Genomic DNA, 13,346 nt, shown 5'->3' with positions numbered 1-13,346 from the left:
ACGTCTGCATCCAACTGGGAACCATGCTCATTCTCGCCGGATCAGTGGGCCACCCGAATGCTCGCCCACAGAGCAAGCGCGACGATTGCGGTGAGGGTGGTGAAGGACAAGGCGCGGGGCCGGAGACCGGCGCGCGGTGGTAGTTGTAGTCGCGCCACAGGGTGCGTTTCGTCTGATCAGGTGGTGGGGCGCGGTGGGCTTTCCGCGCCCCACCCCGGGCGGGATCAGAGAGTGGCGAGAAGCTCCTCCATCGTGGCGATCTCGGAGGTCTGCGCCTCGATGATGGTGTTGGCGAGTGCGACGGCGTCGCTGTTCTGGCCGTTGGTCGCTTCTTCCAGGGCCATGTCGATGGCACCGCGGTGGTGCTCGATCATCTGCTGGAGGAACAGCCGGGCGGCGTCGGTTCCGGTGGCCTGCTTGAGCGATTGCATGTCGTCTTCGCTCATCATGCCGCCGCCGTGGTCCATGCTGCCGGTGGCGGGATCAACGGCTCATGACCGTCAACGGGGCGTGAGGGCCGCGCGTGGTACAGGTTTGGTCTCCGATGTCTCAGCTGCAGCGCTCCCCCGAGCCGGGGGTGTGGCTCGTCTTCGACCGCAGCAGACGAATCGCGATTGTGCGCGTGGTCGAGGTGCAGGGGCGGAAGCTGCTGCGCTCGGTGACGTTTCACGACGATCCGGCTCAGCGGCAACTAATCGGCTATTTTCCCGAGGACGGGATGAAGCTCGCAGTGGAATGCACCTGGGCGGAGTACGTCAAGCACACCGGTCCCTCGACGAGCAACCGGAAGTGAGGACTATCGCGCTCGGCCCTCATCACCTTCGGCCACAGGAATGTCCCCGTGTGCCGTTGGCATAAACGGGGGATCGAAAATGCTCCCACCAGCCAGCGTTGACCGGCGACGGGGCGAGCTCCCCGCGTGAGGGGCGTTGTCGGAACTGGCGGGACGCTCACTTATCAGGGAAGGCCGCGGTTGCGGACGCTGTCGGGGCATGACGTTTCTCCTTTGAGAACGAAGACGGACTCCATGAGACAAATGTCTAGATGGACCGTAAGTCATCTTCGGGCGCGCCCCCGGGAGCGAGTCCGGAAAGTGATTCACCCCTCCCCCGGATGCTGGGATCGTGGCACGCGGTCGATCACCGTCAAGGGCGCTGCGCGTCGCGATGCGATGCGGCGTTGCCGCACCCTGGACCGTGCTCTCCCTTGCGCAAGATCGGCATGTATCCGGTGCGAGCGGCTGATGTGGTGATGCTCGAGAACGAAGGAAGGGACCGGCCCCGTGGGCACGGTCCCTTCTCAGCGCGTGTCAGGCGGTCTTGGAGACCGTCTGGGCCTCGGGGTCGACGCCGAATCTGCGGATGTAGGTCTGGCGGATCTCTTGAAGCTGTGCGCGCTCGCGATCGCTGATCGGGTCGGCCTCGCCTGCCGCGATGCGGCGCTGGAGGCTGCCCTTGTGCGATGTCACGAAGCGTCCGGTGAAGGACGAGCGGGAATGCCGAGCCATCTGATCACCTTCCTTCTCGGTCTATTTTCCGTCGCGATTGCGGGCGTGTCTACGGCGGCTGGGCGTTGAAGGTTCTTGATCGTGCGGTAGATCATCTTGCCTTCGGTGGGGGTCGCGTCCTCGAGCAGGGCCTGGAGGGCGTCGTTTGCGACCTCGCGGTCTTCCTGGTCATCGGATGCGGCCAGCCCTAGGGCCCATTGCGCGCGGTTCCACCACTGTTCGCGCGCGGCGTTCTCGCGGGCGATTTTGGTTGAGCGGATGGCGGGAGTGAAGGCGATGACGGCGGCGATGACAGCGAAGACGCCGGCCATCGGGGGCCCGCTCAGAATCGCGCGCCAGAGAGCTTCGTCGATGACAACGGGTGTGGTCAGCGCTGGGTAGGGCGGGAAGGCGCTGCGAAGGCCGTATCCGACACCCCCGCTTGCGAGGATGATCCCGGCCAGCGCCCAGCCGCGCCGCGCTCGAGCGCTCACGTCATACCCCCATTGGGCGCCCCTGGGGCAGTTCGCGGGCCTTGACGGGCGGGAACGGCTTGCCGTCGTTGTACTTGGCCTCGAGGCGCTCGACCTCTTTCATCGCGGCAGCGTTGAGGAATTGCGAGAGGTTGCGGAACCCTTCTTGTGCGAACGTGTGCAGGATTGCACCGCGGATGCGGTCGGTGTCTTCAAGCTCCTGGTAGAACGACACCTTCGGCGGGTACTTGGTGCGCTTCTTCGGCGCGGGTGCCTCGGCCGCGGGGGCCGCCTCGGCGGTCTTCTCCACGGGGGCGGCGGCGGGCGCCGGCTGTGGGGTCTCAGCGGGCTGATCGTCCTCGAGGCGCCCGACGAGGGAGGAGAGGGTTTTGCGTGCCATGGGAGATCCCCTATCTCTTTCCGTTGGCCCAGAGGCTCGTGAGCTCCAGGGCGAGGTCTTTGTAGTCGTCGATGGCGTTGGCGGTGGCTCGGCTGCGGGGGTAGGTGGTGACCACTTCCCCGGTCAGCGGTGCGTCCGTGTGCATGACGTATTCGCGGATGACGCTGCGGAAGCGTGGGAGGTGCATCTCGTCGAGGAGTTCGAGCGCGTCGTCTTTGCGGCGCACCGCGGAGGGATCGCGCTTCACACGGCTCACCAGGACTCGGTAGGGCAGGTTCCGCGGCTCGATCAGCTGGCGAATGACGCGAACTGCGGGCTTCACGCTCATGGTCGCGGGTTCCATGGGCAGGATGACGAAATCGCTGTTGTCGAGGACCGCGCCGAGAACGTCGGTGTCCCGCAAGCTTCCCGGGGTGTCGACGACGATCACGTCGTACTCGTTGGTGCGCCGTAGACCGGCGAGGACTTGGGGGTCTGACTCGGTAGCGAAGTCGAAGGGCACATTGTCCCCTCCCGCCTCCGCCCAGTCGGTTGCGCTGCGCTGCGGGTCGACGTCGACGACGAGTACGCGGGCATGATCTGACAGCACTGCGGCGAGGTTCATGACGGTCGTCGTCTTACCGACGCCGCCCTTCTGCCCGACGACGGCGAGGATGCGAAGAGTCATGTGAGGCACCTTCCTTGTAACGGTAATAGTACTCTTAGGGGTGCGCTTTGCCGTGGCGGCGCACCCCTGCGAGTCTGGGATCTCACTCCATAGTAACGGGATTAGTACTGTTAGGGGTATTAGGGTTAGTTGCTGCGCTCAACCTCGATGCGGTGCCCGTCCATCTGCGACGGGTAGAACACGTGCTCGACGTCGCTACTTGGGAACGGGTTCACCAGGCGCACACCTTGAACGGTTCCTGCGCCGATGCACCCGAGCCCCTGCGCAACGATCCGCACCGGAATATATGCGCGGCCGTCCAGGCTTACGAGGCGGTCCCCTGCGCGAAGGTCTGCGAGGCGGGTAACGGCGATCTTCTCCATGGTGTCTCCTTCGGTCGTGCGCTTTGCGCCTGTACCCCTATTAGTACTATTAGGGGTGTTTTCGGTTAGTGGTAACGGGATTAGTACTGTTTTGGCTGGGGGTCACGCGGCGAACTTCGCGACTGGCGGAGAAGCAATATTGAAGGTTGCGCTATTCGCAAGCACGCGTCGATCCGCTCATGCCTTTGAGCGACAGCTAGCAGATCGTCGTCCGCCGAGTGTGGTGGGCTTGTACCTCTCCTCTGTTGCGGAGATCTCCGGGCAGGCGCGTCCCGCTGACGAGAGCCACAAACTCCAGGCGGAGTCTCTTCGGTGGTTGCTCTGATCACGTCGTTCGATACACTCGGAATGTGCATTTGTACTTCCTGTGACGGCTGAGTAAGGCCTACCGCGCTCGTTGAGTCATCCGAGCCTGCGGCGGCCGCTCGTTCTCGACCCTGCACGGGTCGCCGTCACCTTGCGCACCCTCGCACGCTTCATAGCCGTGCGGTGCGTCGTTTCCGAAGGATACGAATGCTCTCCCTCAACACCCCTCTATCAGCGCGCCATCGCGCGCAGCTCATCGCCTCCGACGTCTCCGTAACGCGCGGAGCCACCCCCGTCCTCAGCCACGTCGACCTCACGGTCACGGCCACCTCGCGAGTAGCGATCGTGGGCGAGAACGGCCGGGGGAAGTCGACGCTCCTGCACGTCCTCAGCGGCGCTCTCACCCCGGACAGCGGAGTAGTGCAGCGACTCGGGACGGTCGGCATAGCCGAACAAGAGATGCCGACCGGCGGCAACCGCACAGTGGGCCAGGCGGTCGCGGAAGCGATCGCGCAGCCGCTCGCCGCCGTTGCGGCCCTCGATTCGGCCGCGGTGTCACTCGCCGCAGGCGTCCCCGGCGCCGAAGAACGATACGCCGCCGCATTGGAACACGCCGAAGTCCTCGATGCGTGGGATGCCGAACGGCGGGTGCAGATCGCGTTGGAAGCACTCGACGCCGAAACGGAGCCATCCCGGCGCCTGGACGACCTCTCCGTCGGGCAGCGCTATCGAGTCCGTCTGGCGTGCCTGCTCGGCGCCGACGACGATTTCCTGCTCCTCGACGAACCCACAAATCACCTCGATCGAAGCGGCCTCGAGTTTCTGACCACGCAACTGCGGTCGCGAAACGGCGGCGTGGTCGTCGTCACCCATGATCGCGCGCTGCTCTCCGACGTCGCGGAGACGATCGTGGACCTCGACCCGACCCCGGATGACCGGGTGCGCGTGTACGGCAACGGTTATGCCGGCTACCGCGAGGGCCGGCGCGCCGAGCGCGAACGGTGGGAGCACGAATTCGAGCGACAGCAGACCGAGCTCGCGCGGCTGCAGGACAGTCTCAGCTCGGCGCAGAACCGACTCGTCTCGGGGTGGCGACCAGAGAAGGGAACCAACAAGCACGGACGGGCCACGCGCGCGGGCGGGCTCGTGCAGAGCGTGCATCGCCGGCAGGAGCAACTCGAAGCGCACGCGGTGACTGTTCCCGAGCCGCCGCAAGTGTTTCGCTTCCCGGAGCTTGCGACCCGAACCGGAGCGGTGCTGTTGAGCGTGGAGGACGTGACCGTGACCGGCAGGCTTACGCGCCCGGCGGCGTTCTCTTTGTCACACCGCGGGCGTCTCGTAGTGACCGGACCCAACGGGGCCGGCAAGTCCACACTGCTGAGCGTCGCAGCGGGAGACCTCCGCCCGGACACCGGCACCGTTCGTCGCCCGCAGAACGTGCGGCTCGCTTTTCTGCGCCAAGAGTCGGAGCTGCCGCTGGATCGTCGCGCGAGCGAGTTCTACGCAGCCCACGTCGACGCGCTCGTTCCATCGCGTGAGGCAGTCGGTCTCTCGCAGCTCGGGCTCCTGCGCGCCCGCGAATCGAGCAAGCGGATAGGTGAGCTGTCGATGGGCCAGCAACGGCGCCTCGAGCTGGCCCTGGTGCTCGCCACCAAGCCGCACGTGCTCTTGCTCGACGAACCGACCAACCACCTATCGATCGCGCTCGTCGACGAACTGACCGACGCGCTCAACGCCACCCAAGCGGCTGTTGTCGTATCCACCCACGACCGGCAGCTTCTCCGCGACGTCGAAGGCTGGCCGGCACTGCAACTGGAAGCTACGACCGAAAGCGAGGCGCTCGTATGACCCGCGAGACTCCCGACCGGCTGCGGGCGCTGCGCCCTCTCGCTACCCGCGACTACCGGCTGCTGTTCGCGGCCGTCGGTATCGAAGTCTTCGGCACCGGCATGTGGACCATCGTCATGGTGTTTCAGGTGCTCGCACTCGACGACAGCCCCCTTGCCCTGTCAGCCGTCGCTACCGGGCTCAGCCTCGGCCTCTTCGCTTTCTCGGTCCTCGGCGGGGTGGTAGCCGATCGCTTCTCGAAGCGGCGGATCATCATCACCGTGCAGGGACTCACCGCGGCGGTCATGGCCGCCGTCGCGGTGCTGTCCCTCACGGGCGCGATCGAGTTGTGGCATGTCGGGCTCGCCTCGTTCGCCATGGGCGCGGGTAGTGCGTTCTTCTACCCGGCCTACAGCGCCTACCTCCCCCAAGTACTACCGCCCGAACAACTGCTCGCCGCAAACGGGCTCGAAGGGGCTCTCCGGCCCTCGATGGGGCAGGGCCTCGGACCCGCCCTCGGAGGGATCATCGTCGGGGCGTTCTTCCCCGCCATCGGAGCGGTCATCGTCGCCGCGTCCTACGCAGTCGCGTTCGTCATCACACTGTTCCTCAGCCGCCGGGAGGAAACCACCGAACCGGAACAGTCGCAGCAACGCACGAGCGTGTGGGGCGACCTCAAAGCCGGGGTCCGCTACGTCGCCCGCACCCGCTGGCTGCTATGGACCCTGATCTTCGGATCATCCCTCGCGCTCATCATCCAGGGCCCAATCGAGGTACTTCTCCCCTTCCTCACCCGCGACCGATTCGACGACGCCGAAGCAACGTTCGGACTACTACTCGCCGCCTACGGAATCGGAGGCGCCATCGGATCGCTCATCGTGTCGTCACTCAAACTGCCCCGGCGATACCTGACACTGATGATCGGCCTCTGGGGCGGCGGAACCCTCCCGCTCGTGCTCATCGGCCTCGCCAACAACCTAATAGTGATGCTCGCCACACTGTTCGCGGTCGGAGCTGCCACAGGAGCCGGCGTGGTGATCTGGGGCACACTGCTTCAACGCCTCGTGCCACCCGAAATGATCGGCCGTGTCGCCAGTCTCGACTTCTTCGTCTCCATCGCGTTCATGCCCGTCTCGATCGCCATCGCCGGGCCCCTATCGCTGATCGTGCCGATACCAGCCATCTTCATCGTGGCCGGCGTCGCGCCGACGCTGCTCGCCATCGTCGCGCTTCTAGCCGGACGCATGCGGGACGTCGAGACGAGACACCCCCTGGACACTTGACCCAGCGCCGCACTGCGTCCCTGATTGTTAGCGTCCTGGAAGGAATTGACTCGGCTTGGAGTTCTCGGGCCGCGGCTGCCTGAACCCACTCCGATGTGCCCTCAGCGGGGGAGGAAATCTGCTCTCGCGGCGACGAACTCGGAATTGTCGCGTTGCGAGAACTGCGACCATCGGCTCGCTGTCTGCGGCGTGATTCCCATCTGAACGGCCACGATAGCGGCGGGGAGGTCGCTAGCGAGGGCGAGCATGGCGTAGTTCCGGGCGATCCGCGGGCTGACCCCGGCCCGCGCTATCCACCGTCCGAGGGTCGTGGGATGGATCGGCTCGTGGTGTCGTCGGGGAGATGGGAATAGATACGATCCCTCACCGGCTCGCCGAGTCGCCCCCGGATTCTGCTCAGCTTCTTTCACGAGCTGCGCGAAGAGTTGAGCGACCGAGTTCGGGATCTCGATGGGTTCTGTCGATAGCGCGAGATACGTTCGTCCTCCGGCTGTACTGGTGTCGACAGTGGTGAGCCGGTGGATGCGGTCGGTTCGAGCTCCGTAAAGGAGCACGAGCAGCGCGGCAACCCTGGTCGCGAGGCTCACCGTGTCGTCCGACCCGGCGATAAACGTGCGGACCAGAGCGTGATGCTCGTCCTCCCCGCTGACCTCGCTCGGCCTGGCCTGCTGTCCGCGCTCGACGCGGAGTCCCGGATACTGGCCGGTGGACCTGAGCCACGAGATGAACGGTGCGATGTCGCCGGTGCGGGCTGCGTTGCCGCCGACCCACCGGTCTAGGACCTCCTGTGTCAGCGCGGAGAAGCCCGCCCCTTCTTGCTCGACGTGCTGCAGGAGTCGCGCGGCCGCGCGGATCCGTTCACGCGCGGAATCTGCGACACCGACCGTGGTACGGCGGCGTCCTGCCCGCCGCCGCACAGTCCGCAGCACCTTCCATTGTGCATAGGGAGTGATCTCGGCGGCATGGTGTGAAGGAAGCTGGATCAGGTACTCGTCGACCCATGTTTCGAGCCGCTCAGTCTGCTCATCTCGTACCGGGAGAACGCCGACGTCGACCAGGAGCGCACGGAGATGATGTCGCGCCTGCCCAGGCGGACACGCGTCAACGCGCGCATGCGTGATCGACTCTTCCGACCCGATCGCTCGGAGCAGAGCTCTCGGGGTGGGCTTGAGCAGCCATCTCATGGTCGAGTCCACGCGACCTCGATAAACGAGCGCGTCCGGGAGCCCGGCCAAACGCCCGGGGATCACCCCCGTCGCGGACGCGAGGAGGTCGCCGGCGGCTCGAACGACGGAGCAGCGGATGCAGGTGTTCTCGAAGTGCTGCTCACCCGGGGCGCCACACGTGGCACAGACGTAGTCGCGCGTCGACCCTGCACACGGCCCGCAAACGCGCTCCCCTCGGTCATCGCGACCGATGAGCGCTTTCACCTGCCCACAAGACCCGCAGCCGTCGGGGTGGCGGAGCTCGCGTCGATAGCACACGCCGCATATAGACCCGAGGGGCCAGGTCGTATGAACCGCGCGCTTCTCACCGCAGATGGCGCACTCGGCGATGGGGGTGCGGTAGCAGCTGTGGCACAGATCTGCTACGCCATTCTGGTGGCGGGTTGCGACGCGTCGCTCCCGTCCGCATTGTCCGCACGCTCTGACCGGTGCGGAGTAGCAGCGCTGGCAGAGATCCTGACCGTCCACGATGGCGGTGACGTGATCGACACGGCCGCATCCCGCACACGCCCGCTTAGGGCGCGCGCAGTGCCCGCAGAGTGGTGCGCCGTCCTCGGCTCGAGCGCTGGGCGCACGGATGCGACCACAGCGCGAGCACTCCATACGTCGGCTGACGTTGTAGCACGGTCGGCAGAGCCCTCCACCGTCGGGGAGTCGTTTCACCCGCGGGGCGCGGCTTCCGCACTCGGAGCAAGGATGCTCCGGCACCACGGTCATTTCGAATGCCCGGGCCGATTGATCGTCGTTCGGCGGGCGGATACTCGGCTCTTCCGCGGGATGACTTCCCCGGAAGCCTTCCTGGCGGACGCCTCGACGATGCGGGGTTCGATGAGGTCGTTGGGTGTGCACTCAAGGATGTCGCACAGCGCGATCAGCGTAACCATGCTCAGGCGCTGCGGCTGACCCGTCACCAGCCGGTAGGTCTGCTCCCGGGAGAGCGCGACACCACGCTCAGCGAGCAGCGGCTGCAGGTCCGTCGTGGCGAACATTCCACGCTCCGCCATCTTCGCTCGCAGATGCCAGACGTAGTCCATCTCTTTCACCGTGCTGCCTCCTCGAAGTCGGCGCCGTAGCGGGTGTGAATAGCTTGGGTGAGCAGCCGGTTCCGGTACTCGTTAGAGACGCCGACGTAGATCGCGGTCGTCGAGGAAAACGAGTGCCCCACCTGCTCCTGAATGAACCGCTCCGGGTAGTCGAACTCCACCAGGTGCGTCACGTACGAGTGCCGCAACGAATGCAGATCCAACGAAGAGTCGATCCCCGCGGCATCACGAGCTGTACAGAACGCTTCGTTCGCCGCACGCCTGCTCAGCCTCGTGCCCCGTTCGGTCACCCACAGAGCAGGCGACGAACTCGACGATGACGACAACGCCGGCCGAACCTCATCGAGGTAGTGCGCCAGCGTCTCCGCGATCCAGCCCATCTCCGGAACGGTGAGCACCGTGCGCCGCTTCGACGGGCCCCCGCGGCTCGCTTTGCCATGGCGCACCGACAGTGCACCGAATCGGTCTAGGTGCGGCAGCTTCGCGTTGCGGCGGAGATCCACGAGATCAAGCATGACCGCCTCACGTCTTCGCAACCCGAACGCATAGACGCACTTGAGAAGCGCGGCGTCCCGCACGGCCTGAACCGCACCCTTTCGCCGTCGCGACAGGATCCGGGCGGCGAGCCCGTCGGCCGCATCGAACAGCGCCTGGACTTCGTCGAATGTCAACGGTCGCCGCGCGGCATCGCCCTCGTACTCGCTGACATGCACAATCGAGTTGTCCTCATGGAACACCTGTCTGGGTGCAGCGCCAAAACGCGCTTCACACTCGGACAGCCAGGGATATCGAGGATCAGTGATGTACTCGCAGAACATCTTGATGTCGATCTCGTATCCACGCAGCGTCGATAGCCGCAACGGCTTCACGCCCGAGCGCAGCTCACTGATCCACGCCTCCGCCTCCGCCGGCGTCCATTGCCACGGGTACATACCCGTGAAGTCCACGAACCGGCGCACGAGCCGCTCTCTCGCCGCAATCGTCGGAGCCTTCAAGAAGCGAGCAATCTGCTGGGCTCGCCACCCATTCAACATCCCGTCGAGCACGGCTCCCTCAGGGTCAAGATGAATGACATTCCGCGCGGAGACGAGCCGCTGCGCAGACGATGGATCAACTTCAAGCACATCCTCATGATGCATCCAATACAACATTGATGCAAATGAAGTACTCTGGGTGATCAAGAGTGGCGCAGAGACCCCCGGCCCCCTCGACATCCTTCTTGAGCTCAGGCTCTACCGCGCGGGCGATCGCGCTTCGCGCGTTGCATCGGATGGCAATATCGCCCGTTTGGCGATCCGGTCGATCTGGTCGGGGCGCATGTCGCACCAGTGATCGTCGTCGTCCACGACGACAACCGGGGCCATGCTGTAGCCGAGCTCTTCCGTCACGTACTCGTGTGCGGCCGGGTTCTGAGTGATGTCGACCTCGACGAATGGGATGCCTTTGCCTTTCAGCATCATCTTGGTCATCGAGCACTTTCCGCAGCTGGGGCCCGTCGTGTAGACCGTGAGCTTGTCCATTTCGTGATCCTCCCATCCCAATCGTTTTCTTGCCGTGAAGGCGATTTATCGCCGCTAGGAAGAGCGGCCGTAGTGCCAGTGACCGTGGAATACCGGAGGGAGCGAAGCGAGCGAGGATATGCCGCGAAAGCTCTGGCGCGCAGGGTGGTCGACCGTATGCTGCCGAAGGCTTCACGGCAAAAGAACGGGCCGACAGGCCTTGACTGCCGATCGGCTCCGTCCGATCGTCCGATGCCGGCGGCTGCTCCGTCTGCCGCTGGGTCCCATGATGCTCTTCTGCCGGGATTAGTACTGTTCCCGCCAGTCGTGTAACGGAAACAGTACTAATGGGGTTAGTCATGTTGTTGTGTCTCAGCGACGCGCGCGGCGACCGCGCATACGTCGTCGGGGGTGACTTCCTCGAGCAGGATGGTGCGGCTTCCTTCGTCCAGGTCGATCCACCAGACGGGGCGAACGGTGTGGGCGTCGATGCCGACGCGGTGGATGGGCAGTTCGCTGTCGGGGTCGACGGGGCCGTAGTAGAGCTGGGCGGTCCACTCTTCGGCGCCCATGTCCACGTAGAGGGTCGTCGGGAACGGGAGCAGCTGGGCGAGATCGTCGAGCAGGGTTTCGACGTCGCGGGGGGTGAGGTTCGTCATGGTCGATCCAATCTGTAACGGGATTAGTACTATTAGGGCTTGTTGGGGGCGGAGAGGTCGAATCCGCCGAAGGGGCTGTAGTTGGGTATGTGGCGGCTGCCGTAGCTGGGGCGTTCGGTGAGGATGGGGGCGCCCGGAACGCGGAACGCGGGCGTGTAGTTGTCCTCGAGCCAGGCCTCGAGCTTCGGCGTCATGCTGGTGGGGCCCATTCCGCCGCGGAGCTTGCCGGGAAGGGTGGGAAGGTCGCGCCAGCCGGGGAATGCGTGGTCGTGCCAGGCCTCGACGCATTCGGCTTCGGTGCCGATGTGGTGCCAGGAGCAGCGGGAGCAGATGGCCTGGGCGGTGATGCTGCCGACGCACTGGCAGAGCGGGCCGAGAGGGTCGCCAATCTTCCGCGAGTCGTGGGCTCCTGCAGCGCACCGGAGGTCGACGTCGTACAGGTCGAACGTGTGCTCGCCGATATCCATGTGACGGACGGTGTAGCTGCGGTGCCACATCTTGGACAGGAAGACGCTGTTGAAGTGGCCGTTGATTTCGACCCAGCGGCGCCAGGCCGCGTCGAGCTCGTCGGGGTGGTGGTAATCGGTGACCAGCTGTCCCAGCGGCATCCCCGTCCATTGCGGCAGACCCGCAACGTGGTCTTCGTGCATCAGGTCGTTGATCATGTCCATCAGCGTCATGGTCTCTTTCCTTTCTCCTCCACGTTTTTTTGCCGTGAAGGCGGTTTTCCGCCTTAGCAACCGAAGGGTGCAGTGCAACCCGAAGGGCGGGGGAGGAGAGAGTTTCGGCGCGAAATAAGGGAGCGTAGCGACCGCGTGCCGAAAGTCTCGGGGGAGCCGGTGGCGTAGCCACTTGAACGGAGCCCGGAGGTAGCTACGACCGCAGCGAAGCGGAGGGAGCCGCCGAAGGCTTCACGGCAAACAAACGGGCCGTCAGGCCCCAGCTGGTCGGCGTAGCCGGCTCGATCACCTCGCGGAGTGAGGCGGGGTGAAGTGCCTACGGCTTGGGCGCGGGCGGGAGGGGAAGTGCTCGCGCATGCGCGCGATCACCGCGGCGATCTCGTCCGCGTTGGCGCGGATCTCGGCTCGGCGTGCGGCCTCGTGTGCAGCTTCGAGCGCCTGACGCTCGGCACGCCGCCGACTCTCAACCTGCAGCTGCAGGAACGGAGCGGGAGAGCCGGCGTCGACGGTGGCGCGAAGCAGCCATACGAAGTACCCGAACGGATCACGCTGGGATGCGACGTCGACGAGAGGGATACGCCGCTCAAGGCGGCCGCGCTGGATTGCGTCGAGTAACGATTCAGCAGTCCATCCGCGCCCTGTGAGGCCGTGGGCGATCAGCACGTCGCAGAGCTTGCCGAGGTGCGAGGTCGCACGGTCCAGCCACGACATCCGCGCACACAGGCCCGCGGCAAGACGTTGAACGTCGATCGGGCGAGGTTGCTGCGAAGCCGGTTTTTGCCGGGTTTTTGTCGAAGCTGGGCGCCGCGTAGCGGCGTCTTCTCGCGTGCGCGGATGCGCGCGCCTTGGTGATTTTTTACCAACGGGAGAGAAGTTCTTAACCCCCCTACGGGTGGGTAGCTGGACATTTTCCACAGCAGTGGAATCGATGCCGGCGACGGCGTTGCCGGTGGGGGGCGTGTAGCCGCGGGGGAGTGTCAGGGCACGAGTGGACGCTGCCCGGAGCTGTTGGCCACCGTGCTTAGCGTGGGCTTGCGCGCGCTCGGTTGTGGTCAGGTAGCGGCCCTCAGCGACGGTCACCGCCAGGCCGAGCACCTCGAGCAGCTGCCGGGCTCGCTGGACGGTCTTTCCGCTCATGCCGAGCACGCCCGCCACGGTGTCGTGTGCGGTGGTGACGCCGCGGCCCGTGGATTGGTCTGCGGCCGTGCGGTCGGCGTGTGCGACGCGCAGGAGCGTGTCGGGGGCGACTTTCGCGCGTCGACGGGCTTCTTCACCCTCCGGGGTGCGGAGGATGTCCATCACTGCGTCGAACCAGACGGATGCACTGGGCCAGGCCCTCAGAGGGCCATAGACGCCCTCGGGCGCGGGGAGTGCCCAGCTGCCGCCTCTGGGTGACCTGCTGCGCTGTGCGGCGTCCTGGGGGCGCGCAGGGGGA

At 65.5% G+C, this 13,346-nt stretch carries 16 protein-coding genes; 3 read left to right on the top strand and 13 right to left on the bottom strand.

Translation table 11 applies throughout. From position 1 onward, the window contains the following. Positions 1 to 224: 224 nt before the first annotated feature. Positions 225 to 446: a DUF305 domain-containing protein gene (locus P8R59_RS00365; RefSeq protein ID WP_239278280.1), complete on the bottom strand. Its 222-nt coding sequence runs from the start codon at positions 444 to 446 to the stop codon at positions 225 to 227. A 98-nt stretch (positions 447 to 544) separates the two neighbouring features. Here P8R59_RS00365 and P8R59_RS00360 point away from each other — a divergent pair, with 98 nt between their 5' ends. Continuing rightward, on the top strand, positions 545 to 793 hold the full coding sequence (locus P8R59_RS00360) for a hypothetical protein (RefSeq protein ID WP_076677871.1): 249 nt from the start codon (positions 545 to 547) through the stop codon (positions 791 to 793). 516 nt (positions 794 to 1,309) lie between these two features. Here P8R59_RS00360 and P8R59_RS00355 read toward each other — a convergent pair. From P8R59_RS00355 to P8R59_RS00335, 5 genes are all read right to left on the bottom strand, one after another. Next, a complete protein-coding gene (locus tag P8R59_RS00355) occupies positions 1,310 to 1,468 on the bottom strand; it encodes a hypothetical protein (protein ID WP_164878236.1) in 159 nt (52 codons plus the stop codon). Next, complete coding sequence (locus P8R59_RS00350; RefSeq protein ID WP_091366575.1) at positions 1,465 to 1,818, bottom strand: hypothetical protein; 354 nt, start codon at positions 1,816 to 1,818, stop codon at positions 1,465 to 1,467. Before P8R59_RS00350 ends, P8R59_RS00355 begins: the two co-directional genes overlap by 4 nt. A gap of 163 nt (positions 1,819 to 1,981) precedes the next feature. Continuing rightward, positions 1,982 to 2,359 (bottom strand): ParB family protein, encoded by a 378-nt coding sequence (locus P8R59_RS00345; RefSeq protein WP_076677875.1) that lies wholly within the window; start codon positions 2,357 to 2,359, stop codon positions 1,982 to 1,984. A 10-nt stretch (positions 2,360 to 2,369) separates the two neighbouring features. Beyond that, positions 2,370 to 3,026, bottom strand: a complete 657-nt coding sequence (locus P8R59_RS00340; RefSeq protein WP_076677877.1) for a ParA family protein — start codon at positions 3,024 to 3,026, stop codon at positions 2,370 to 2,372. Positions 3,027 to 3,151: 125 nt separating this feature from the next. Continuing rightward, positions 3,152 to 3,388: a hypothetical protein gene (locus P8R59_RS00335; RefSeq protein WP_076677879.1), complete on the bottom strand. Its 237-nt coding sequence runs from the start codon at positions 3,386 to 3,388 to the stop codon at positions 3,152 to 3,154. A 513-nt stretch (positions 3,389 to 3,901) separates the two neighbouring features. Here P8R59_RS00335 and P8R59_RS00330 point away from each other — a divergent pair. Together P8R59_RS00330 and P8R59_RS00325 are read left to right on the top strand one after the other, a co-directional pair. After that, positions 3,902 to 5,542, top strand: a complete 1,641-nt coding sequence (locus P8R59_RS00330) for an ABC-F family ATP-binding cassette domain-containing protein (protein ID WP_101841748.1) — start codon at positions 3,902 to 3,904, stop codon at positions 5,540 to 5,542. Next, positions 5,539 to 6,804, top strand: coding sequence for an MFS transporter (locus P8R59_RS00325; RefSeq protein ID WP_071329986.1), 1,266 nt, complete (start codon positions 5,539 to 5,541; stop codon positions 6,802 to 6,804). The genes P8R59_RS00330 and P8R59_RS00325 overlap by 4 nt, the downstream gene beginning before the upstream one ends. Before the next feature lie 101 nt (positions 6,805 to 6,905). Here P8R59_RS00325 and P8R59_RS00320 read toward each other — a convergent pair whose 3' ends face one another. From P8R59_RS00320 to P8R59_RS00290, 7 genes are all read right to left on the bottom strand, one after another. Beyond that, positions 6,906 to 7,988, bottom strand: coding sequence for a hypothetical protein (locus tag P8R59_RS00320; RefSeq protein ID WP_143049337.1), 1,083 nt, complete (start codon positions 7,986 to 7,988; stop codon positions 6,906 to 6,908). Positions 7,989 to 8,743: 755 nt separating this feature from the next. After that, the gene (locus P8R59_RS00315) at positions 8,744 to 9,064 is read right to left on the bottom strand and encodes a helix-turn-helix domain-containing protein (RefSeq protein WP_071330018.1); all 321 of its coding nucleotides are present in this window, start codon (positions 9,062 to 9,064) and stop codon (positions 8,744 to 8,746) included. Between the two features lie 5 nt (positions 9,065 to 9,069). Beyond that, entirely contained in the window at positions 9,070 to 10,212 is a 1,143-nt protein-coding gene (locus P8R59_RS00310; protein WP_071330019.1) for a tyrosine-type recombinase/integrase, read from the bottom strand. A 93-nt stretch (positions 10,213 to 10,305) separates the two neighbouring features. Beyond that, positions 10,306 to 10,593: a glutaredoxin family protein gene (locus P8R59_RS00305; protein ID WP_278100883.1), complete on the bottom strand. Its 288-nt coding sequence runs from the start codon at positions 10,591 to 10,593 to the stop codon at positions 10,306 to 10,308. 332 nt (positions 10,594 to 10,925) lie between these two features. After that, positions 10,926 to 11,231, bottom strand: a complete 306-nt coding sequence (locus P8R59_RS00300) for a hypothetical protein (RefSeq protein WP_076677883.1) — start codon at positions 11,229 to 11,231, stop codon at positions 10,926 to 10,928. 32 nt (positions 11,232 to 11,263) lie between these two features. Next, a complete protein-coding gene (locus P8R59_RS00295) occupies positions 11,264 to 11,911 on the bottom strand; it encodes a DUF6349 family protein (RefSeq protein WP_076677885.1) in 648 nt (215 codons plus the stop codon). Positions 11,912 to 12,196: 285 nt separating this feature from the next. Then, positions 12,197 to 13,210: a hypothetical protein gene (locus tag P8R59_RS00290; protein ID WP_146185214.1), complete on the bottom strand. Its 1,014-nt coding sequence runs from the start codon at positions 13,208 to 13,210 to the stop codon at positions 12,197 to 12,199. Positions 13,211 to 13,346 lie beyond the last annotated feature (136 nt).

Origin of the sequence: Microbacterium proteolyticum (assembly GCF_029639405.1) — a bacterium.
GTDB lineage: Bacteria > Actinomycetota > Actinomycetes > Actinomycetales > Microbacteriaceae > Microbacterium.
Note: the sequence above shows the minus strand (reverse complement) of the source record. Positions and strands in the feature narration are given on the sequence as shown.

What these genes read in the sequence shown, in the direction of transcription:
- P8R59_RS00360 (WP_076677871.1), top strand. Translation starts at nt 545, where the DNA reads ATGTCTCAGCTGCAGCGCTCCCCCGAGCCGGGGGTGTGGCTCGTCTTC.
- P8R59_RS00315 (WP_071330018.1), bottom strand. Translation starts at nt 9,064, where the DNA reads ATGGACTACGTCTGGCATCTGCGAGCGAAGATGGCGGAGCGTGGAATG.
- P8R59_RS00340 (WP_076677877.1), bottom strand. Translation starts at nt 3,026, where the DNA reads ATGACTCTTCGCATCCTCGCCGTCGTCGGGCAGAAGGGCGGCGTCGGT.
- P8R59_RS00300 (WP_076677883.1), bottom strand. Translation starts at nt 11,231, where the DNA reads ATGACGAACCTCACCCCCCGCGACGTCGAAACCCTGCTCGACGATCTC.
- P8R59_RS00295 (WP_076677885.1), bottom strand. Translation starts at nt 11,911, where the DNA reads ATGACGCTGATGGACATGATCAACGACCTGATGCACGAAGACCACGTT.
- P8R59_RS00305 (WP_278100883.1), bottom strand. Translation starts at nt 10,593, where the DNA reads ATGGACAAGCTCACGGTCTACACGACGGGCCCCAGCTGCGGAAAGTGC.
- P8R59_RS00330 (WP_101841748.1), top strand. Translation starts at nt 3,902, where the DNA reads ATGCTCTCCCTCAACACCCCTCTATCAGCGCGCCATCGCGCGCAGCTC.
- P8R59_RS00335 (WP_076677879.1), bottom strand. Translation starts at nt 3,388, where the DNA reads ATGGAGAAGATCGCCGTTACCCGCCTCGCAGACCTTCGCGCAGGGGAC.
- P8R59_RS00310 (WP_071330019.1), bottom strand. Translation starts at nt 10,212, where the DNA reads ATGCATCATGAGGATGTGCTTGAAGTTGATCCATCGTCTGCGCAGCGG.
- P8R59_RS00290 (WP_146185214.1), bottom strand. Translation starts at nt 13,210, where the DNA reads ATGGACATCCTCCGCACCCCGGAGGGTGAAGAAGCCCGTCGACGCGCG.
- P8R59_RS00350 (WP_091366575.1), bottom strand. Translation starts at nt 1,818, where the DNA reads ATGGCCGGCGTCTTCGCTGTCATCGCCGCCGTCATCGCCTTCACTCCC.
- P8R59_RS00325 (WP_071329986.1), top strand. Translation starts at nt 5,539, where the DNA reads ATGACCCGCGAGACTCCCGACCGGCTGCGGGCGCTGCGCCCTCTCGCT.
- P8R59_RS00320 (WP_143049337.1), bottom strand. Translation starts at nt 7,988, where the DNA reads ATGAGATGGCTGCTCAAGCCCACCCCGAGAGCTCTGCTCCGAGCGATC.
- P8R59_RS00345 (WP_076677875.1), bottom strand. Translation starts at nt 2,359, where the DNA reads ATGGCACGCAAAACCCTCTCCTCCCTCGTCGGGCGCCTCGAGGACGAT.
- P8R59_RS00365 (WP_239278280.1), bottom strand. Translation starts at nt 446, where the DNA reads ATGAGCGAAGACGACATGCAATCGCTCAAGCAGGCCACCGGAACCGAC.